This is a genomic window from Microbispora cellulosiformans (assembly GCF_008728085.1).
In the GTDB taxonomy this organism is placed as follows: Bacteria; Actinomycetota; Actinomycetes; order Streptosporangiales; family Streptosporangiaceae; genus Microbispora; species Microbispora amethystogenes.
On sequence record NZ_VYTZ01000003.1, the window covers coordinates 595,799 to 614,942 of the forward strand.

Consider the following 19,144-nt stretch of genomic DNA (forward strand, 5'->3'; position numbering starts at 1 on the left):
AAGGAGAACCCGCAATGCCCGAGGTGTTCGTCAACTACCGGACGGGAGACGGGGACAAGACCGCGGCCGTGATCGACAGAGAGCTGTCGCACCGCTTCGGTGAGGACAAAGTCTTCCGTGCGTCCAAGTCCATCAAGCCGGGATCGCCCTATCCCGCGGAACTGCTCGACAACGTCCGGAGCTGCTCCGCGCTGGTCGCCGTGATCGGGCCGGACTGGGCCGGTGCTCCCGCGCTGCGGAATGAGAACGACTGGGTCCGCAGGGAGATCTTGGAGGCCCTCGCTTACGGCGTTCCTGTGATTCCCGTCCTCGACGGCCGTAGGACCGAACGGCTCAGGTCCTCGGAACTTCCCACGGAGCTCGGCCGGCTCGCCGATTACCAGTCCATCCGACTCGATCTTCAGGATGCCGAGTCGGGCCTGACCCGGATCGCGAAGGCGCTGGTCGAACTGGTGCCCACGCTTCACGACCGTACTACTGCCGAACGCCCTGACATGGTGCACAACCAGATGAGGGACGTGCACGGCACGGGCGTGCAGAGCCGGGACATCCACGGCGACGTGGGCACGGTCGTGAAGGGGAATCAAGGGCCGATCCACATGGGCAAAGGGAACCAGTACAACAACTCCCCGCACTTCTCCGGTCCGGGGGCGACCTACGTGCAAGGGAACAATGAGGGGGGAATTCGTCACACGTCCGGCGGCTCGGACAAGAGCGAGGACGACCGTTGAGCGATCAGTTCCAGCATTCCGTCTTCACCCGTCACGCGCAGATGCACATGGGCCCGGGGGACCTGCACGTTCACAACAACTACTTCAACACGCTCGCGGACCGCCAGGGACAGCCGTTCAGGAGCTTCGCTGCGGATCACCTGCTGTGGCTGCGCAGGAACTTCGTCCCTCCTCCCGGGTTCGGCCAGGCACGGGAAATCCTTGCCTCGCAGAGAACCGTCCTGCTCGACGGGGCACCGGGCAGCGGCCGGGTGGCGGCCGCGCAGATGCTGTTGCATGAGCTGCGTACGGGCGAGGACACGTTCCGGGAGTTGCCGCTGAACGATGACGAGAGCAGGCCCCTCCTCGCTCTCGACGGCATCGCCTATGACACCCTGTTGCTGCTCGACCTGTCCGAGGTCGAGGAGAAAGTCTGGGTGAGGGCTCACGAAGAGCTTCACTCCGTGCGGGCCGAGGTCTACAGGCACCAGGCCCGTCTCGTTGTCCTGCTCCCATACGGCAGAGCCACACGCCTGGTGCCGGCGCTTGTGCCGTACCGGGTGATGATCGGTCGCCCGCAGGAGCTGGAGGTACTGCGGCGTTACCTGCGCCGGAACGGCCTCGCCCCTGGGGTGATCAGCCAACCCGCTCCCGCTGTGGTTGCGGCGTTCCTGGGCCGGCGCCCGCCGATGGAGGACATCGCTCGTTTCGCGGGGCTCGTCATCGATGCGCGGGCGAAGGCCGGGGGAGCCGAGGATTACGCCGCCTGGTGCCAGGAGGCGTACGCCGCTCTGGGCGGGCGGGAGGCAGAAGTAGCAGATAGCCTCCGCGAACTGCAGGACGGATCGTTGCGCGCCCTGCTACTCGCCACCGCGATGCTGCACGGAGCGCACGCCGACGCCGTCCACAACGCGGCCGTGTCGCTGCTGGCCACAGTGGGCCATCCGCAGGAAGACCTCCCGGTGCTGCAGCATGCGGGCCTCGTTGAGCGGTTCCGCGAGATCGGCGCAGAACGGGACGGGAAGGGCTGCGTGCGATTCAAGGTCCTGGAGTTCGACAGGGCCGTCCGGGTGTACTCCTGGACGCAGCTGCCGGACCTGCGGCAGGCCCTGCTCGAATGGGTCGGGACGACCGTCATGTCGACGGAGCTAACAGAAGCGGACAGAGATCAGCTGGTCGAGCGCTTCACGGAGTTGTGCCTGCAGGACCGCTACCGGCAGATGCTCGTTCCCTTGGTGCTCACGTGGACGGCGAAAGCGGCGAACCGAGCCGGGACGCGAGCAGCGGTACAGCTTCTGACGAAAGCCCTGCAGGACCAGCGACAGGGGTGGTTCTTCCGGCGTCAAATCTACGAGTGGTCCACCAGGACCGGTCTGCCCGACGCCCTCGCCGAGGTGATCATCTCCCTCTGCACCGAGGTGATGGCCGTGCATCACCCCTACGAAGCGGTGGTCCGCCTGCACCACATGGCGAGGCGGGAACATCAGGGGACCACACGCGCACGCGACGCTCTCATCCAGCTCGTACGCGCGGACCGGCGTCTCCTCCGGCTGATGTTCGACCGGCTCGACTATCAGTTCAGCGGTAACAACACATACGAGGCCGATCCCGACCTCTTCCTGGAGATGACCGACCCGGGCCTGCTGACTGCTACAGAGGGCCGGAGCAGGAGCCTCGTCACCCAGGAAGCCGTACGGAAGCAGTTGACGAATGGCTGGGACGTGGTCTTCGGGCGACGGCCCGAGGACGCGTGGAGTCCTGCGGCCAGGCGATGGCTCCTTGCTGCCGGCGCAGGAGGGCCGTACCAGGACGCGCTTCTCGACGTGCTGATCGACGGCGGCGCCCGGCGTACGGACGCCCTGGCCCGGCTGTACGTCATGGCCAGTGAGCTGGAACGTTCCCTGCCTCCTCCGGATGAGTCCGAGGTGTGGTTTCGTGACCGCGTGCTGCAAAAGATCAACATTGCCCAAGGTGTTCAGGTGGCGTGAGCTCAGCCCTCGTGACATATGCAGGAAGGCGTCCCATGACTTCTGGCCGTACAACCGTGACGATTTACCTCGTCGTCTTCTCTGGACTGATCCTCGTCGCCCTCATCCTCTTCGCTCCCCAGCCGCTGTGGCTCGGTGCCCTCCTGCTCGTGGTGCTCGGGGCGGTTTGCTTGGCCATCGTGAAGATGATGCGCCGTCATGCCGAGCCGTCGGTGACGTACGCCGTTCCGCCGCCGGTCCCACCCACGGAACGCAGAGAGCAGCGCATCGCCGAGGTTGCCCTGCCGAGCGCTTGGGACGACTACGACTTCGTGTTCTCCGCCATGGTTCGCTGGTCGACGACCGGGGTGGGAACGGGCGAGTCGTTCGTCAACGCCGAGGCTCTCGCGGCGGAGACCATCCTGACACGTGCGCGGAGGATCACGGAGAACAGGCCACCCGGCCGCGCGTCACTCGTTCAGCATGAGCTCAGCGGGGCTTTGGGCCGGATGGAGTTGGACGACACGGGCTGCCTTCGTGTGATGGCCGAATCGGTCACCCTCACGCTCTCGGAGGACGACCGCGAACGGCTCGCCAAGCTCGCATCGACGCGCAAGGAGAACGCCGTCTGGGAGCACGAGATGAGGTATCAGCAGAGCAGACGTGCGTACCTGAGCGAGAACGTGCTGAAGGACCCCGGCAGCGCGGTGGTCTGGTGGCTCGCCAAAAACGACGACCACGTTGAGAAGACCGTGAAGGACATCGGGCTGCTCGCTCAGCTCTCCTCTGCTGCTAACAACGCGCACGTACCCGAGCCCTTCTTGCACCTGGTCTCAGGGCCGGTGAACGGGGGGCGGGCCACCGAATCGGAGCCCTATTCGATGAACGGGGAAGCGGGCCCACCCACATCGGCACCCCGAACGCCTGCCGACCACTTCGGTGCCTTTCTTCTGTCGATGGACCTCTCAGAAGGCGATCCCGAACGAGCGCTCCTTTCCCGGCAGATATCCGACGTCTTACGTAAGCACGGCAGGCAGGATGTGGCCGACGAGCTCAACAATCGATTCGACATACCCACTGCTTCTCTCTTCGACGACTTCGATCCCCCGCCCGCCCCACCGGACGATGAGCCGGATCGATGAACCCGCCGATGGACCGCGACAAGCAGGAAGGGGGCCAGTGGTGGAGGCTGAGCTGATGGCACTGGCGAGTTCGGGGGCGGCGACACTGGTCGGCCTCATGGTCTCCGATGCGTGGACGGAGGTGAAGGACGGCATCGCCCGGATGCTCGCCCGAGGAAGGGCGACCGAACAGGTGGCGCACGACCTCGATGTTTCTCGCACTGAGTTGCTGCAGGCCGGCGGATCGCGAGACGGGCAGCTCGTGGCGGCTGTCGAAGGTGTATGGCGCGCCTGGCTGCAGGATCTGCTCCAGGCTGAGCCTGCCCTCGCCGAGGACCTGCGACGCCTGCTGACAGCGGGGGATATGCCGGAGGCATGGCCCTTGAGAGAGGTGCACAACGTGATCACTGGGGGAGTGCAACACGGGCCCGTGATCCAGGCAGGCCGGGTATCCGGCCTGGCCTTCCACCTGCCCAAAGCCCCTGAGGGGGCAGACGGGGGATGAGGTGCGTGCCGCCGTGACTTTTCCTCCGATCGACCGATCCCTTGAAGTAGCCCCAACGCTGCGGGTCGGCAGCGCATCACTCGGTTCACCTAGGGCAGGCGCCTCCTTGAGGCGCTGCCTACCGTCCAGAGCCTTGCCCCATCGACACGGCCACGGAAGTGCTTGACGTGCTAGATCGACTACATAAAGTGATTCCCTGCGAGTGATTATCGGGGGGATGTATGAGATCGCGAGCAGGGTGGGTGTCGGTCACGCTAGTCGTCGGGACGCTGGTTCTGGGCTCAGCCGGAGCGGCGTTGGCGGGGACGCCTGGCTGGAACGATGCTTACGGTGACGGTCGGGTGACCGTGCCGGCCGATCGATCGATGATCAAGGTGTGCGACACCAAGGTGGACAACCTGGCTTACAAGGCTGTTTGGCACAACGACAATCCCGTCGATGCGCGGAAGCCGTTTGAGGTGCGGGCGCCGCAGGGTGGTTGCGCGACCGACAGTTCCCTGTTCGGATCGGTGAAGGTCTTCAAGCTCTGTCAGGGGCAGATCGGTACGGACAAGCGCGTGAAATGGGGTGCCTGCAGGGCGGCGGTGTGGCCGGGCGGTCGTTGACCGACCGCGCATGATGAGCGCCGAGGCGATAATGGCGGACCGGAGGTTCGGGGTCACGCACCTGTGCTGCCGCCTCCGAGGGTCTGCTGGATCTCGCCTTGCTTCTGTTCCACCACGGTTTTGATCAGGGTGGCCAAGCCCAGTGCGACGCCAGCGATGATGGCCGTGATGATGACCCACTCGACGGCCGAGGCTCCGCGTGTGGGGGCCGTTCGTGCGCGTTGTATCCGAACGGCGAGGCATGCTCGCAGGTAGATGACCCAGGGGTGGTTCACGCCGCCTCAATATCCTTCAGAGCAGTGCGGATGTGACTGACGGCGGTCTGGGAGTTGCCTCGCGGGTCGCCGCCATTCGTGCGCTGATTACTCTTTGTAATATCTTGCAAGCGCATTGTTGCCGATTTTGTCGATGCGTGAGGCGGAATCGCTCTGGAAGCTGGAACTCCGGCCGGTTGATCCGCGGTGCCCCTCCGGTTCGCTGTATCGCCTCGCTCGACCACGTTCGCCGTGCTGCCTGCCAGCCAACCCCGGCAGCCAGGCGTGCGTGCCGCTTCTGCCGGACGCGTCCCGTGCTCACGGTTCGATCACAGTTGCCTGTGGCCGCCGAATCTCCGTGCACCGTCGTTATCAGGTGGCCGTCCTCCTTCTCGACCGGTGACCAGCCGGGTTGACGCGAGGGAGGGCGCTGATGACGGAGTACCGGTTCAACTCGCCGCCGGGGTGGCCGGCTCCGCCTTCTGGATGGCGGCCTCCTCCTGGATGGCAGCCGGACCCGTCCTGGCCTCCGCCCCCGGCGGGCTGGCAGTTCTGGGTGGCCGACGCCCCGCCCGCTCACGCACCCGTTCCGCCGCCTGCACCTGCTCATACTGGGCCGAACGGTCGTCACGCCATACCGGTGCGTGAGGCTCCCGTAGTTCCGGTTCCGGAACGTTCCGGCGGCGGGTTGTTCGGTGGCAAGAAGCGGCTGGAAGCGGAGAACGCCCAGCTGCGGGAGTGGGTCGAGCGGCTCGGCGGCTTGGACGCGATGCAGATCACCGCCGCGACCGAGCAACTGCGCGTGGAACAGGTCCGATTGCAGGCGGCGATCCAGGACGCCGATCACCGGCTGCAGGAGATCGAGGCGCAGGTCGTGCGGACCGAGGACGTCGCCCTGCTGCAGGAGGTCGGTGTCTATGAGTACCAGCATCCCCTGGGCGATGCGGTCGCGTACAAGGCGAAGCTGGCCGAGGTCAAGGACAAAATCAAGAGCATGGCCCGCGCCGGGCAGGCGGTGCTGGGCGCGACGAACTGGACGGTCAACGGCTCCGCTGCCGAGGGGCGGCGGATGGTGCGGGACTTTTCCAAGCTGATGCTGCGCGCCTACAACGCCGAGGCTGACAACTGCGTACGCACGATGCGGCCGTACAAGCTGCAGTCGGCGATCGACCGGCTGAGCAAGGCCGGCGAGGCCATCGTCAAGCTCGGCAAGACGATGCACATCCAGGTCGGCGACGACTACCACCGCTTACGGGTGTACGAGCTGCAGCTGACCGCCGACTACCTGGCCAAGGTCGAGGAGGAAAAGGAACAGGTCCGCGCGCAGCGGGAGCGGCAGCGGGAGGAGGAGGCCGCGCGCCGGGAGTTCGAACGTGAGAAGGCCCGGCTGCGCAAGGAGGAGTCCCACTACCGCACCGCGCTGGCGAAGCTGCTGGCGAACGGCGACACGGCGGGCGCGGAGGAGCTGAAGGCGAAGCTGGAGGAGATCGGCGCCGCGGTCGCCGATGTGGAGGCGCGCGAGGCCAACATCCGGGCGGGCTATGTGTATGTGATCTCCAACATCGGCGCGTTCGGCGAGAACGTCGTGAAGATCGGCATGACCCGGCGGCTGGAACCCGAAGACCGGGTGCGCGAGCTGGGGGACGCCTCGGTGCCGTTCAAGTTCGACACCCACGCGCTGATCTTCAGCGACGACGCCGTCTCCCTCGAAGGCCGGCTCCACGACGAACTGCGCGAGCGGCGCGTCAACAAGGTCAACACTCGCCGTGAGTTCTTCTACGCCACACCAGCGGAGGTCCGCGACCTGCTGGAGAAGATCGCCGGCCAGCACCTGCTGGAGTACCGCGATGTGCCCGAGGCGTTGGAATGGCGGCAGTCGGCTCACGGCACTGCACCCGCAGTCTGAGTCCCGCAGGGCGGCCCGCAGGGCGGGAGCAAGATATTCGTAATGTCCCATTACCGCTGCATCCGGCGGGATGCAGCGGGGGACATTCGTGATCAGAACCGCCCACTCCCGCTACCGGTCGGGGGTGGGTTCTGATCGATTGCGACCGGGCGCGGTCGTCGGGGGAGCGGTCATGAGCATGTCCGATGGGGGAGAGGACACCGGGTCCAGCACGGGGTCCAAACAGGTGCGGCAGCGGCGGCAACGCCAGGCGGTGCCGCGGCCGCACGTGGTGAAGTTCGTTCTGACCGAGGAGGAGTACGCCGACTTCCGCACGGCCGCGCAACGTCTTGGGCTGGCGCACGGGGCGTACGCGGCTGAGGCGGCCCTCGCGGCGGCGCGGATGGTGAACCCGCCGATGCCGGACCCGCTGCGCGAGGCGCTGATCGAGCTGATGCACGCCGCCGGCCAAGTGCGCCGCATCGGGGTCAACCTCAACCAGGCCGTCGCTGCGCTCAACGCGACCGGCACTGATCCCGGCAACCTCGTTCCGTACGCCGCCGCGTGCTTGCGCTCGGTGCAGCGCCTGGACGGAATCGCGGAAGCGGTCCGGAAGACGATCCGGTGATCGGAAAGGTGATGCGCGGGCGCCGCGTCGGCGGGTTGCTGTATTACCTGTACGGCCCTGGCCGGGCCAACGAGCACGTCAACCCGCACATCGTCGCCGGATGGCGGCATCCGGCCGAGCTGGAGCCGTCGCTCCGTACGGAAGGCGGGCGGGATTTCCGAAATCTGATCGGATTGCTCAACCAGCCGCTCGCCGCGCTGGGGGAGCGCGGGTACGCCGAGCCGGTGTGGCACTGCGTCGCCCGTGCCGCACGCCAGGACCGCATCCTGAGCGATGACGAGTGGGCGCAGGTCGCCCAGGAGATCATGACCCGCACCGGTCTCGCGCCGGCCGACGATGACGACGGAGTGCGCTGGGTCGCCGTGCGGCACGCCGACGACCACATCCATATCGTCGCTACGCTCGCCCGCCAGGACGGCACCAAGCCCCGGACCTGGAACGACTTCTACCGGGTACGGGAGGCCTGCCAGGCCGCCGAGCGCCGGTACGGCCTGCGCCTGACCGCACCTGGAGACCGAACTGCGGCGCGCCGGCTGACCCGCAGCGAGACGGAACAGACCCGGCGGCGCGGGTGGGACGAGGTGCCGCGGACGGTGCTGCGGCAGCACGTCGTCACCGCAGCCGCCGGAGCGGCCTCGGAAGAGGAGTTCTTCCGGTCGTTGGACGCCGCGGGCGTGCTGGTGCGGCAGCGGATGAGCCAGCGCAATCCCGGCGAGGTGACGGGGTACGCGGTGGCGTTGCCGGAGCATCGCAACCGCGTCGGCGAGCTGGTGTGGTTCGGCGGTGGCAGGCTCGCCGCCGATCTCACTCTTCCGAAACTCCGCGCGCGGTGGAGCAGCGGAAGCGATCACCACCCCGGCGGAACGGGCGCGGACGAACGTCGGGAGATCTGGGAGCTGGTGACGACGGCGGCCCGGAAGGCCGCCGCGCAGCTGCGTGAAGCCACAGCCGGCGAACCGTGCGGCGCGGCGGACGTGCCGGGTGCCACCTCTGACCTGCTGCATGTCGCGGCGCGCCTGCTGAAGGACCGGAGGCTGCACAACGCCGCAGAGGCCTTCGATCGCGCCGCGCGGGAGCCGTACGCGCGGATTCCGCCCCCGACACGAGCAGGGCTGGAGCTGCGGAGGGCCGTGCGAAGGCTCGCTGCCGGGACGCGCGGGTCCAGGGGATCGCTCATCGCCGACATTGCGGCGCTGGTCGCCGCGGTGGCCGAGCTCCGGACGGCCCAGGGCAGGATGGCCCAGGCGATCGCGGCACGAGCGGCGGCGCAACACCTCGCCGTGGTGTCACCTGCGGCAGGCGCTCCGGTACGGCTGGCCGCGGCGGACTTCCCCCAACCCGTCGCCAGACCGCTCGGCGCGGATACCGGCCAGAATCCTCGCTCGTCCGGGCGTTCCGCCGGTCCTTCGGCACCGTCCGCCTCACCTCGGCATAGGTAGCTGGGAGATCGTTATTTTGCTCGTGCGACTCGGCTGTGAGCTGCGCTGTTACACCGGCGTAGCTGCCTATCGTGGTTGATCATCTTCGCTTCGTGATCGACCCGGGGGTGCCGTCGTGACAGCCAGCAATCCGTTCCGAGGCCGGACGGCGATGTGGCGGTCGGCTGCCGCAGGAGTGCTGGCAGGCGCCGCAGCGCTGGCCGTGGCGGGGACGGCTCAGGCGGACCCGCCGCCCGGCTGCCCGCACCTGACCGGTACGGCAGGCCGGTACGTCGACAACACGAAGTTGTGTGCGGCCATGCAGCGCGAGGTGCAGAACTGGCTCGCCGGCAACAGCATCGACGTGGGCCGCGCCGTACGGGACTCGTGGCGCGGGCAGGCATCCCGACCGGCCCCGGAGCAGCCCCAACAGGTCGTACGACTTCCGCAGGTTCCGCGGCAGCCGACAACTGCTCCAGCCGCCGCACCTTCTCCCATGGCTACAAAGAGTCCCGAGAAGTTGGAGGCGGTGGCACCCGTCAACCGTGACCGTGAAGCGGAGGAGCATCACGTCCGGAATCGGCCACGGCGCGACCACCGGAGGATGTCAGCCCATCCTGCGGTGAGCCCTGCAGCAACGGCCACGAGGGAGAAGCCGCTGGTGCTAGAGGAAGTGGCGGCGAGACGCGGGCTTGGCCACCGGCCAACGGCAATCAACCCTCGAACGCCCTCAGCCAAGACTTTGACGCGGCCAAAGAGGAGCCCGGCGCCGCGGCCGACGCTCACCGAAACGCCGGCACCCTCCGCAGCCAACACTGCCCTGGAGTCGTCGGCGTCGACGTTGCCCCTGACGATTCCTGCGGGCCTCGCCGCGCTGCTTGTGCTCGCCATCGCCTACCACCGACGACGTCAGTGCGTCGGCGCTGCGGTGATGTGGTGGCGGCATACCCGTCTGACCAGGCAGGGCGATCGACTGGTTCGCTACAGCGAGGTGAGGGACACGTTGCCGTTCCCGCCGGTGGAGGCCTCGGCAGAGTCGGTCACCGTCATAAGGGCCGACGATGATGTGCCCGTCACAACGCTCGACTCCATGCTCGAACAGGAGTCGACGAGTTTGGGCTACCTCGTCGCGCTGTCGGCAATGAACGGGACGGGACTCACCGGCCCGGGCGCGGAGAACGTGACGCGTGCGATGGTCTTGGAGCTGCTGGCCGGGCGTCATATGGCGGCTCGCGTACTCATGCCGCACGAAGACGCAGTGCGCCTGTTCGGCGAGGAAGCAATACGCGCGGCGGACCCGGGGCTCGTGGTGCTCGACACCTTGCAGGAGGTGGTGACCGAGCTGGAGGTGGAGATCGTCAGGCGAAGCGGGCAGCGTACGGCCGCGGGAGTCCCGGAGGGTCAGTCATGGTTGTTCGTCATCGCCTCGCCGGGTGCCGCAGCTGAGCGGCTGCACCGAATCGTCCAGGGCGGTACGGAGGATCTGATCTTGGGGGTCTTCCTCGGCGACTGGCCGTATGGCATCACCTGCACGGTCGACGAAAGCGGCGTCATCCTGAACCTGGAAGGACGCTCGGCCCCCGCCTGGACCGCGCATCGCCTGGCGATCTGCAGCCAGTCCGACGCGGTTCGGCATCTGGCCGGCGGTGATTGACGGACGCTATTGGCGGTCATGGCGCGTGGGCAGCGCGAAGGCCAGGAAGAGTGCTGCCGGCCAGCCGATGCAGGTGAGTCCGCCGAAGAAGTTGAACGCGATCAGCAGGAGGACATTCTCGACGCCGCGTAAGAGCCCGATCAGCGTGGGCAGGAGGTACAGCACAACGAGCAGCAGGATCAGGCCGATCCAGAACAGGTAGCTGTGCGCGAGGGCGTCCACCTCTCCTATCCTTCCGTAATCGGCCGATTACGGAAGGCGATTGACTGTAGCTGTCCGCGCTGGCTTCGCCGTAGCTCCTGCCGTCGCCCTGACGCTGCCGCCGGCTTCGACGACCTTGTCGATGGTGTGCGGGAAATCCTCCTGCGCGAGTCTCACGACCGGAGGCAGCTGAGGCCGAACGGGCGCTGGATATCCAGTTCGCGGGCGTGGCTCCCGGGCGAACAACGGGGTGACCTCTCGCATGGCTGCTTCGGGAGTATGTCCTTCGACTCGAAGCCGGTCATAGCGGTTCATGGCGTACGGGTGGAGTTCGCGGAGCCGGCTCTCGCACCTCAGCAGTGCACGCTCGGCGCCCGGGTCGCTCGTCGAGTACGGCAGGGCGGCTCCCCAGGCGCGGCTCACCTGCAGCAGGTCAGCGGTGCGCAACCATGCCGGGTCGTTGGCGGGCAGCCACTGCAGGCGTGCCGCCCGGTGGGCGGCACGCTGCTTGGTGCGGAGGGCGTCTGCTGCCTGGCGCTCCCGCTCGGCCTGTTCGCGTACGCGCTGAGCCTTCATGTGCAGCCCGACCTGAACTGCCGCCGCGGCAGTAGGGGCGACCTGCACCACCTTCTGCATGCCGTGGGCGGCTGCCTCACGGAGTGGGTCCGCGTAGTGGTCGTTCACTTGCTCTCCTTTCGCCCGAGCGTGTGGTCGTGTTGCCGGATGTGGGCGCTGTCGGGAAATCGGCGAGGGCCAGCCGGGCGGTCACCGAATCGGTGGTGGTCTCGGTGACGGTCGCGTGGTCGAAGTTGAGCTGCGCGGCGACACGGGCGACCTGCCGAGCGACGTCACGGGGTGCCATCGTGGCGATAGCCGCACCGGCGGCGCGAAGTGCGCCGACACGCCCTTCGGCGTACTGCAGGGAGTCATGCCAGGGCTCGATGGCGGCGTCGGTCACCAGGTCGGCCAGGGGCCGTACCCGCACGCGAAGCAGTGCCGCGAGAGTTTCGGGGCCGGCATCGCCGAGCACCGCCGCCGGATCCCAGTCCGATGGGAGCACGAGAGCCTCCGCCGTACCGGCGTCTTTGAGCAGCGAGTAGGAGCGTGCCGCGGCTTGCTGCCCGGCGCGGTCGCCGTCAAAGGCGACCAGCACGCCACTGGTGCGCAGGTCGGCGGCTGCGTCGAGAGTCTTGACCTGGTCGGGGGTCAGGCGGGTGCCGCACAGGGCGAGTCCGGCCAGCTCGCCCCGGCCAGCGGCGGTGATGGCGATCGCGTCCAGGGGGCCTTCGGTGATGACCGGCTTGGCCCCGGCGCTGAGCGTGTGCAGGCCGAACAGTGCCCGTCCCTTCGCGTAGATAGGGGTGTTCGGGCTGTTGAGGTACCTGGGTTCGCTCGTACGGCTGCGACCGATGAAGGCGATCGCTGTCGCGTCGCGCTCGGTGATGGGGAACATCGCCCGGTCGCGGAAAAAGTCGATGAGCATGCCGCGGGTGGTCCTCCGGGCCAGGCCGGAGGCCTCGATTGCGGTGTCGGGGAAGCCGAGACTGCGCAGATGTCTGATCAGCGCTCGCCATTCGTTCGGGGCGTAGCCGATGCGCCACTGACGCTGAACGTCGTCTTCGACTCCACGCTGACGTAGGTAGTCGGGGACCCAGCTGGTGGAGACGTGGGCCTGGAAGAAGCGTTCGGCGTGCTCGTGGATGGCAAGGAGCATGAGGTCGCGTCCTTAGACCGGCTCGCGGCGGAGCCCGATGGCGGTGGCCAGCCAGCGCAGGCGCTCGTTGGCAATGCGGTGGCCCTGAGCGCGGAGCTGGGCGGCCAGGTCCATCTGGCTCAGTCGTACGCCACGCTGCTCGGCCCTGGCGACGATGGCCTGAGCCGCCTGGATGAGCTGGTCGTCGGAGTCCTGCTGCTGCGGAATCTGCGGAACCGGAAAGGCTGCGCCCGCGAGTTGGAGTCGTACGGCGGTCCGCTCCGAGAGGGGTGCCTTCCATCGCCACAACCAGCGGCCGTGCACCTGGTGAAGCGCGGAGACGGCTTCGAGGTGGAGGTATTCGAGCTGGAGGCCGCGGGGGTAGCTCGTGACGTTCCACAGCACCATGCGCCGCCAGAGCATGAAGCTGGAGATCGGGGCGAGGAGCCAGCGTGAAAGAGGTACTCGCTCACGCCGGGTGCCTGTGGCCAGGCCGACCCAGCGGCGGATGAGGTGGCGGATTCCCTCGATCACCGTGACGAACAGGACGGGCATGGCCGCGTGCATCAGGCCGGCGATCGGGTCGCCGTGTGCGGCGGAGATGTTGAGGATGACGGTGGCGGTGATGAACGCCCAGGCGATCCAGTGCAGGACCGGCCAGGGTAGGTCGGCGAACTCCATGAGGAGGTCCCAGGCCAGCAGGGCGAGGATGCCGAGGTCGATGCCGATCGGGACAATCCACGCCTGCGGGCCGAACCACGGCTCGGCGAGGTGGCGCAGGGTGGCGAAGGAGCCGATCCCGCCCAGTACGGCCAGGGCCACCACGAGCGGAGCCACGACGCAGGCGGCCAGAACGACGGCCCGGGTGAGGTTGCGGATCACCGAGCGCCACCTGCTGCAAGGTGGGTCGCGGCTCGGGCGACGCCCTCGTCGTTGGCGGGGGAGAGGATCAGTCCGTGATGAGTGACGTAGGCGTAGACGCCTTCGGCGCCCGCGCAGTACACAGTCTCGGTGCCGACGGTGAGGGCCCACTGGCCGTTACGGCGGCGGATCAGCCGGGCCGGTCGGTGGCGGCTGGCCTCAAGGCCGAGGCGGACGAGTCGTTCGTGACGAGCTTTGCTCTCGTCAGGTGCTCGCATCGGTGTGGCTCGCATCGGTAACCTTCGGGCGTGGAGAGGCGGACTCCATCAACTAAAGTTGATGACGAGAGCAGGATAGGCACTCTCCGTCACCGAATGTCAACTAAAAGCGATGAAGCAGGGCGCGTGTCGCTCCAACTTGATGTGGTGAGCAGTGGCTGACGACCGAAGCGCGGCGAACACCACGCGGTCCCTCGCCGACAAGATCGAGTGGTTGATCCAGAACCGCTGGCCGGCGGGCAGCCGGCCGCCGAAGAACAACCTCGAGGCGGCGGCGGCGATCTCGGAGGCGACGGGGGAGGAGCTGTCCTCGACGACGATCTGGAAGCTGCGGACGGGTAGGTCGGACAATCCCCAGCTCAAGACGTTGAAGGCACTCGCGAAGTTCTTCAGCGTGCCGATCGGCTACTTCGGTGACGACGAGAACGCCGAGGCGACGGCCGACCAAGTAGTGGCGTCCTCTTTAATCGGCGAATCCGGCCTCAACCGCGAGGCGCTCCGCGCCCTGGTCGAGATGTCCGACGGCGGCCGCCAGCTCGTAGCCGACTTCATCATCAGCGCCGCCCGCCTCGAACGCGGCCAACAACATGACGGCCGTCAAGCCTGAGCTCCTGTGCCTCTGCTATTTTCCAGCAGGCGGCAAGCAGGGTAACGATCAGGGATGCCGCATGTGAATATGCAGCATCCTCTGGAGCACTTCGCATTGATGGTCGGTGGATCGCATCCCATCGATCCCGTGGTCGCCTTAGTGATCGGTACTGCATACTGGGGATCCGATTTAGGTGGGATTCTGGTCCGGCGACCGCCTTATTTTAAGCATTTAATGGGAGCCATTCTTTCACCTTGTCGGAGTTGGTCTCGACCCATTTAGCGGCGGCATCCGCAGGGGTCATCTTGTCCACAACAATGTAACTCGCCACAAGGTTCTGGTCATTGTTGGACCATGTGAACTTCTTGATTAAGGTGTAGGCGGGACTGCCGGATCGAGCGAATTTCTTGCTGACAATCTTATCCAATTGATATCGAGGGTAGTCGCAAGCTACTTCGGCGGGGTCGTAATCGCAGCCAGCCGTATGGGCTGGTAGGTTGATCTTCACTAGATCAAGCTCTGCAAATAGCCACATGGGCTCGTAGAACCAGCCAAGTAACGGAGTCTTCTCTTTCTCTGCCTTACGGAAAGCCTCGACTAGGGCGGCCTCGCTGCCGCTGTACACCATCTTATAGTCGAGCTTGAGATTCTTGATCAGTGCTCTATCATTGCTAATGAAAGACGGGTCGCCTTCTAGTAATTGCCCCTGATTGCCAGATTTGCGAGATCTGAAGAGGGGTGCATACTTATTAAGATTTCTCCAGTTTGTTATATCCGGGTACTTTGCGGCCATCCAGGCAGGGACGTACCAGCCGATGACGCCCTTGGTACCAGTGAGGCCTGCAGAGACGACGGTCTTGCGCTGATGAATGTACTTTTCCTTAAGGTCCGGATGCGCCCAGTTCTCCAGGATCGCGTCAACCTTGCCTGCGTCGAGTTGCTGCCAAGACCTCTCCTCATTCATGTACTTCTTCACAACCCTGCAACCGAGGTACTTGCCGGCTACATATTCGATGAGTGCCGCATTGGCCTCCGATCCGACCCATCCGTTGACCGCAACAGTGAATGGAGCGCATGGCTTGGAAGTGCCTTCTTGAGGGATCGCAGAACTCTCCGTGCCGTTGGTTTTGCCAGTCGTCATCGCAGTGGTAGGTGATGATGCACCTGCATCTACCCCGATCTCCGCAGTCTTTCTCGCCGGTGCCGCACGGTCATTGTTGGCCTGACTCACAACAACCGTTGCGATCAGAGCGGTAGCGCTGATCACGGCAGCGATGTCCCAGTGTCGGTATGCGGACACCACAACGGGCGACCCCTTGGCGGGCCAGGTAGCGGTGGCATGGTCTGGCATTACCCACGTCCTGGTAAGGCGTGCGGTGACTTCACCAACAGGATTAACGCCACTAGAGGCGGTTTCACCGTCATAGGCCCGCCAGGCCTCTACTACACCATCCAAGACGTCAACTGCCGTCGGTCTTTCGAAGGGATTTTTGGAGAGAGCAGTATTAACGAGATCGCCAAGCTGGTGGGGGATTGTACTCGTATCGACTCTGTTGTTCAGCACCTTCAAAGCAAGGACTTCAGGCCTGCCGGTTCCGTAAGGAAGTCTGCCTGTGGCCGCATGGGCAACGAGCAACGCCCAGCTGTAGACGTCTGCGGCGGGTCCAGCTTCCTCGCCCCGATATTCTTCTGGGCTGATCCAACCGGGGGAGCCGATAACAAGTCCGGTTCGTGTCATAGCGGTGTGGTCGAGTGCGCGGGAGATACCAAAGTCCACAACTCGCGGGCCGTCTGGTGAGAGGATGACGTTTGACGGCTTGAGGTCGCGATGCACCACACCCGCTTGGTGAATCGCGACGATTGCTTCTGCAAGTCCTGCAGCTAGCCCGAACAGCCAATCGCTAGTAATCCGTCCATGATTTTGTATGTGATCCTCGAGTGTAGGCCCTGGGATATACTCAGTTGCTAGCCAAGGCCGCTCGGCTGCTGTGTCTGCCCCTAGCACTCGTGCAACACACGCTCCCTCGATCCGGCCGAGGATCGCCACTTCACGAGTGAATCGCGCCCTAAACTCCTCGTCAGCAGCCAGTACATTATGGATGAGTTTAACTGCGGCGCGTCGACCAGATCTATCGACACCTGCGTAAACCACTCCCATTCCGCCCGTCCCGAGGCGGCCGACAAGACGGTATTTCCCAACGCGCGAAGGGTCGCTCTTGGCTAAAGGCTTAAGGGAAGGCAAGGCCGAACTGGATCTGTTTGTCATGCTATCCTGCCTTAACTGAATCTCGCAGGGAGGGTAACCAAATCAACAACCGATGCAGGAGCGCCGACGATGTCTACGACGTTCCGGCTGTACCTCGACTTATTCTGAATTGAAGTAGTCGCAGGTAGGTTCTCGCTACGGACTCACGCCATAGTGGTGGCGTGTATAGAGCCGGGCTGCAGTGCTTTGGAAGTATGGGAAGCTATGCGGTCCGGGCCCTCTGGCCCACATCCCCGATGCGCTGCTCTTGGCGTGCTCGGTTGTATCCTCGGCTTGGCCGCTGCTATCGACGCCTCATCCTCGGACGGAAATAAAATCACACGTAGGATCGAAAATCCTACTGATGCGCACGCCTCTTCTGGCGGCGAACTCTAATGGAAACTAGGACTCGGGGGCGCCAGTTCGAAGAGCAACTTCTTCGCCGCCCAATCTCTCTCTCGCGCGCTGGAATAATTCGGGCTGATTAGTAATCAGCACAAACCAGCTGTCGCCAATGAGTGCATGAACATCCCCATAGTATGTCCCCACGTCCTTCTTTCGCAGTTCAAGGAACGCATTCTTGTCGTTGAATGTGACCACGGTAAGTGATCCTGGGGTGCCCTGGTACGAACACTGCAGAGCGCCCGTTTGGTAGGCGGGTGGAGGAATAATGTCTAAGGGTTTTTTGCAGGAGAGGCCCGGCATGCCCAATGCGGCTATCAGTCCTTGTGGATCACTATAGCTTGCAGAAACTTCACCTCCCGAGCAGCCCGCTAAAGCTAGAGCTGAAAATAGGGCTATCCAGACTTTTTTGGTGGTGAGGGCTTCGAGGGAAGTATGTAAGGACGCCATCTGTGACCAGCTATCTACTGTTGGAACGATGCACTGCAGGAACTGGAAATCTATCGAGGCTGAGGTGTGGCGTCAATAGGCGACCTCGCGCGTACACCCTTCTGGTAATCGGCTCCCGCGACCGCGCCTGCGAGGCCGTCACGACCGCTGGTTGTTCCCCTCGCGGCCTGCCGGATTAATGACAGCCAATTAGGGAGCGCTGCTCACAATCGTCGTCGCCGTGACGTGTAACGCCAGCATCAAGACGGAGTAACACTCTAATATTGCATCTCGCTGGGAATGCACATGTTGCCGCTGAAGGCTCTCGGCTGCATTCTCTAGTGCGGTCGCAATCTGAAGGTGATACACAGGACCGACGGGAGTAGGTGCGATGAAGCTGCTCCGCAACTACCTTTACCTATGTGCAAGCTGCCGGAACATTCGGTCAACGGGCTGGACAAGGGGCCGTCTCCCGTAAATCTCCAGGTGGAACGGGTCGTGCCGGACATCTCGAAGCTCGCGATCACAGCTTCGCCACTCAAGGAGTCGCCGTGGTCTCCGGCTCTGCGGAATCCGGCCACGGCGACACGATCTGCTCGGCTGATACGGTTTGAGGCCCGCTGCGTGATCGGCGTCGGTCGAGGTCCTGCACCCACTTAACCGCGACCGCGGCGACCTGGATCAGCTCAATGCGCAGGCGGTCGGTGTCGTCTTCGGCGAACGCTTCGAGGACCTCTTCGTGCAGGATGTGCCGCCAGGTCAGCCGCCCTTCGGCTGCGGCGTCGGTTACGACCTGTTTGGCGAGGTCGGCCTCGGGCGCGTACGCGGGCCCGGTGCCGTCGGGGTGTTCCTGCAGGCCCCACATCGCGTCCTGGGCGGCTCGTTCCGCTGCCACGTCGCTCATTACTCGTTGCAGCGACCCGGACACGCCGTAGTCGCCGGGCTGCATCATCGTGTCGGTGTCCTTCCTGTGGAGGCGATCCGGATGTCGAGCCACGGAGTTGACTGGCTCACAGGGTCGAGCAGTTGGAAGAGAGGCGCGAGAGCGCGGCAGTGAACTTCAGCTGGATGAAGAGTCGAAGTCTTCGCGTATGGCGTGCACTGCTTTGTAGAGATCGTCCCAGGGGAAGGAGACCGCTCCTGGGGCGCCTGAATTGGGTGCCGGGAGACGGTCCCAGTCGAGGATCACCCGTACGCCCCATTCCTTGAGCCGGGCCACGCTGTTGGGGAAGGCGGGATGTTTCGCGAGCGCGTGGTTGGGCCAGGGGACGGCCACGATCGGCAGGCCGAGCCCGAGGGCTTCGTTCAGCAGGCCCAGTGCCAAGGTGTCGCTGATGCCCTGGGCCCACTTGTTGGTCGTGTTGAAGGTCGCCGGGACGACCGCCATGGCGTCGGCCACCGGCAGGACGTCCGGTTCTTCCGGCCGCTTGTAGTCGTGCCGTACGGGGTAGCCGGTGAGTGTGCTGAGCCGCTCGGCGTCGACGAACTTCGTCGCTGACGGCGTCGCGATGACGCAGACCGTCCAGCCGTCCGCCTGCAGGCGCTCGACGAAGGCGGGGAGGTCGCCCGCCGGCCGACCTCCGCACGCGATCACATACAGAACCGGCTTGCCTTCTGCCATATCCCGCCGTTCCCCATTCCTCTGCGATCACCATTGGTTACTATCCGCTGACCCACGGACACGGTTACCGTGGTCGAG

Annotated in this window: 19 protein-coding genes; 10 read left to right on the forward strand and 9 right to left on the reverse strand. The window is 65.2% G+C overall.

Annotation, left to right across the window (positions count from 1 at the left end; all coding sequences use genetic code 11):
• Positions 1 to 14 precede the first annotated feature (14 nt).
• The 5 genes from F5972_RS10725 to F5972_RS10745 all read left to right on the forward strand — a co-directional run bounded on the left by F5972_RS10725 (position 15) and on the right by F5972_RS10745 (position 4,908).
• Complete coding sequence (locus F5972_RS10725) at positions 15 to 731, forward strand: toll/interleukin-1 receptor domain-containing protein (protein ID WP_150933280.1); 717 nt, start codon at positions 15 to 17, stop codon at positions 729 to 731.
• Entirely contained in the window at positions 728 to 2,698 is a 1,971-nt protein-coding gene (locus F5972_RS10730) for a hypothetical protein (RefSeq protein WP_150933282.1), read from the forward strand. Before F5972_RS10725 ends, F5972_RS10730 begins: the two co-directional genes overlap by 4 nt.
• 56 nt (positions 2,699 to 2,754) lie before the next feature.
• Entirely contained in the window at positions 2,755 to 3,819 is a 1,065-nt protein-coding gene (locus tag F5972_RS37995; RefSeq protein WP_211591410.1) for a hypothetical protein, read from the forward strand.
• 40 nt (positions 3,820 to 3,859) lie between these two features.
• Positions 3,860 to 4,303 (forward strand): GH3 auxin-responsive promoter family protein, encoded by a 444-nt coding sequence (locus F5972_RS10740; RefSeq protein ID WP_150933284.1) that lies wholly within the window; start codon positions 3,860 to 3,862, stop codon positions 4,301 to 4,303.
• 242 nt (positions 4,304 to 4,545) lie between these two features.
• Positions 4,546 to 4,908 carry a hypothetical protein gene (locus tag F5972_RS10745; protein WP_150933286.1) on the forward strand — a complete coding sequence of 121 codons (363 nt, stop codon included), beginning with the start codon at positions 4,546 to 4,548 and terminating at the stop codon, positions 4,906 to 4,908.
• Positions 4,909 to 4,961: 53 nt separating this feature from the next.
• Here the strand turns inward: F5972_RS10745 and F5972_RS10750 are convergent, their stop codons facing one another.
• Positions 4,962 to 5,183, reverse strand: a complete 222-nt coding sequence (locus F5972_RS10750) for a hypothetical protein (RefSeq protein ID WP_142575038.1) — start codon at positions 5,181 to 5,183, stop codon at positions 4,962 to 4,964.
• 619 nt (positions 5,184 to 5,802) lie between these two features.
• On the opposite strand from F5972_RS10750, the gene F5972_RS10755 reads away from it, so the two are divergent.
• The 4 genes from F5972_RS10755 to F5972_RS10770 all read left to right on the forward strand — a co-directional run bounded on the left by F5972_RS10755 (position 5,803) and on the right by F5972_RS10770 (position 10,747).
• Positions 5,803 to 7,068, forward strand: a complete 1,266-nt coding sequence (locus tag F5972_RS10755; protein WP_225311334.1) for a DUF4041 domain-containing protein — start codon at positions 5,803 to 5,805, stop codon at positions 7,066 to 7,068.
• A 172-nt stretch (positions 7,069 to 7,240) separates the two neighbouring features.
• The gene (locus tag F5972_RS10760) at positions 7,241 to 7,675 is read left to right on the forward strand and encodes a plasmid mobilization protein (protein WP_150933288.1); all 435 of its coding nucleotides are present in this window, start codon (positions 7,241 to 7,243) and stop codon (positions 7,673 to 7,675) included.
• Positions 7,672 to 9,114: a relaxase/mobilization nuclease domain-containing protein gene (locus F5972_RS10765; protein ID WP_150933290.1), complete on the forward strand. Its 1,443-nt coding sequence runs from the start codon at positions 7,672 to 7,674 to the stop codon at positions 9,112 to 9,114. Before F5972_RS10760 ends, F5972_RS10765 begins: the two co-directional genes overlap by 4 nt.
• An 820-nt stretch (positions 9,115 to 9,934) precedes the next feature.
• Entirely contained in the window at positions 9,935 to 10,747 is an 813-nt protein-coding gene (locus F5972_RS10770) for a hypothetical protein (RefSeq protein WP_150933292.1), read from the forward strand.
• Between the two features lie 6 nt (positions 10,748 to 10,753).
• On the opposite strand, the gene F5972_RS10775 is transcribed toward F5972_RS10770, so the two are convergent.
• The 5 genes from F5972_RS10775 to F5972_RS37125 are packed head-to-tail and all read right to left on the reverse strand — an operon-like array spanning position 10,754 to position 13,780.
• Positions 10,754 to 10,969, reverse strand: a complete 216-nt coding sequence (locus F5972_RS10775; RefSeq protein WP_191910053.1) for a superinfection immunity protein — start codon at positions 10,967 to 10,969, stop codon at positions 10,754 to 10,756.
• A gap of 27 nt (positions 10,970 to 10,996) precedes the next feature.
• Positions 10,997 to 11,632 carry a hypothetical protein gene (locus F5972_RS10780; RefSeq protein ID WP_150933296.1) on the reverse strand — a complete coding sequence of 212 codons (636 nt, stop codon included), beginning with the start codon at positions 11,630 to 11,632 and terminating at the stop codon, positions 10,997 to 10,999.
• Positions 11,601 to 12,662, reverse strand: coding sequence for a toprim domain-containing protein (locus tag F5972_RS10785; protein WP_150933298.1), 1,062 nt, complete (start codon positions 12,660 to 12,662; stop codon positions 11,601 to 11,603). The genes F5972_RS10780 and F5972_RS10785 overlap by 32 nt, the downstream gene beginning before the upstream one ends.
• Before the next feature lie 12 nt (positions 12,663 to 12,674).
• The gene (locus tag F5972_RS10790; protein WP_191910054.1) at positions 12,675 to 13,523 is read right to left on the reverse strand and encodes a DUF2637 domain-containing protein; all 849 of its coding nucleotides are present in this window, start codon (positions 13,521 to 13,523) and stop codon (positions 12,675 to 12,677) included.
• Positions 13,520 to 13,780 (reverse strand): hypothetical protein, encoded by a 261-nt coding sequence (locus F5972_RS37125; protein ID WP_225311335.1) that lies wholly within the window; start codon positions 13,778 to 13,780, stop codon positions 13,520 to 13,522. The genes F5972_RS10790 and F5972_RS37125 overlap by 4 nt, the downstream gene beginning before the upstream one ends.
• Positions 13,781 to 13,934: 154 nt before the next feature.
• On the opposite strand from F5972_RS37125, the gene F5972_RS10795 reads away from it, so the two are divergent.
• Positions 13,935 to 14,387 carry an XRE family transcriptional regulator gene (locus F5972_RS10795; protein ID WP_150933301.1) on the forward strand — a complete coding sequence of 151 codons (453 nt, stop codon included), beginning with the start codon at positions 13,935 to 13,937 and terminating at the stop codon, positions 14,385 to 14,387.
• A 205-nt stretch (positions 14,388 to 14,592) separates the two neighbouring features.
• Here F5972_RS10795 and F5972_RS10800 read toward each other — a convergent pair whose 3' ends face one another.
• The 3 genes from F5972_RS10800 to F5972_RS10810 form a co-directional block, all read right to left on the reverse strand.
• A complete protein-coding gene (locus tag F5972_RS10800; protein WP_150933302.1) occupies positions 14,593 to 16,635 on the reverse strand; it encodes a protein kinase domain-containing protein in 2,043 nt (680 codons plus the stop codon).
• 1,348 nt (positions 16,636 to 17,983) lie between these two features.
• The gene (locus tag F5972_RS10805) at positions 17,984 to 18,397 is read right to left on the reverse strand and encodes a hypothetical protein (RefSeq protein ID WP_191910056.1); all 414 of its coding nucleotides are present in this window, start codon (positions 18,395 to 18,397) and stop codon (positions 17,984 to 17,986) included.
• Between the two features lie 108 nt (positions 18,398 to 18,505).
• Entirely contained in the window at positions 18,506 to 19,066 is a 561-nt protein-coding gene (locus F5972_RS10810) for a flavoprotein (protein WP_150933303.1), read from the reverse strand.
• Positions 19,067 to 19,144 lie beyond the last annotated feature (78 nt).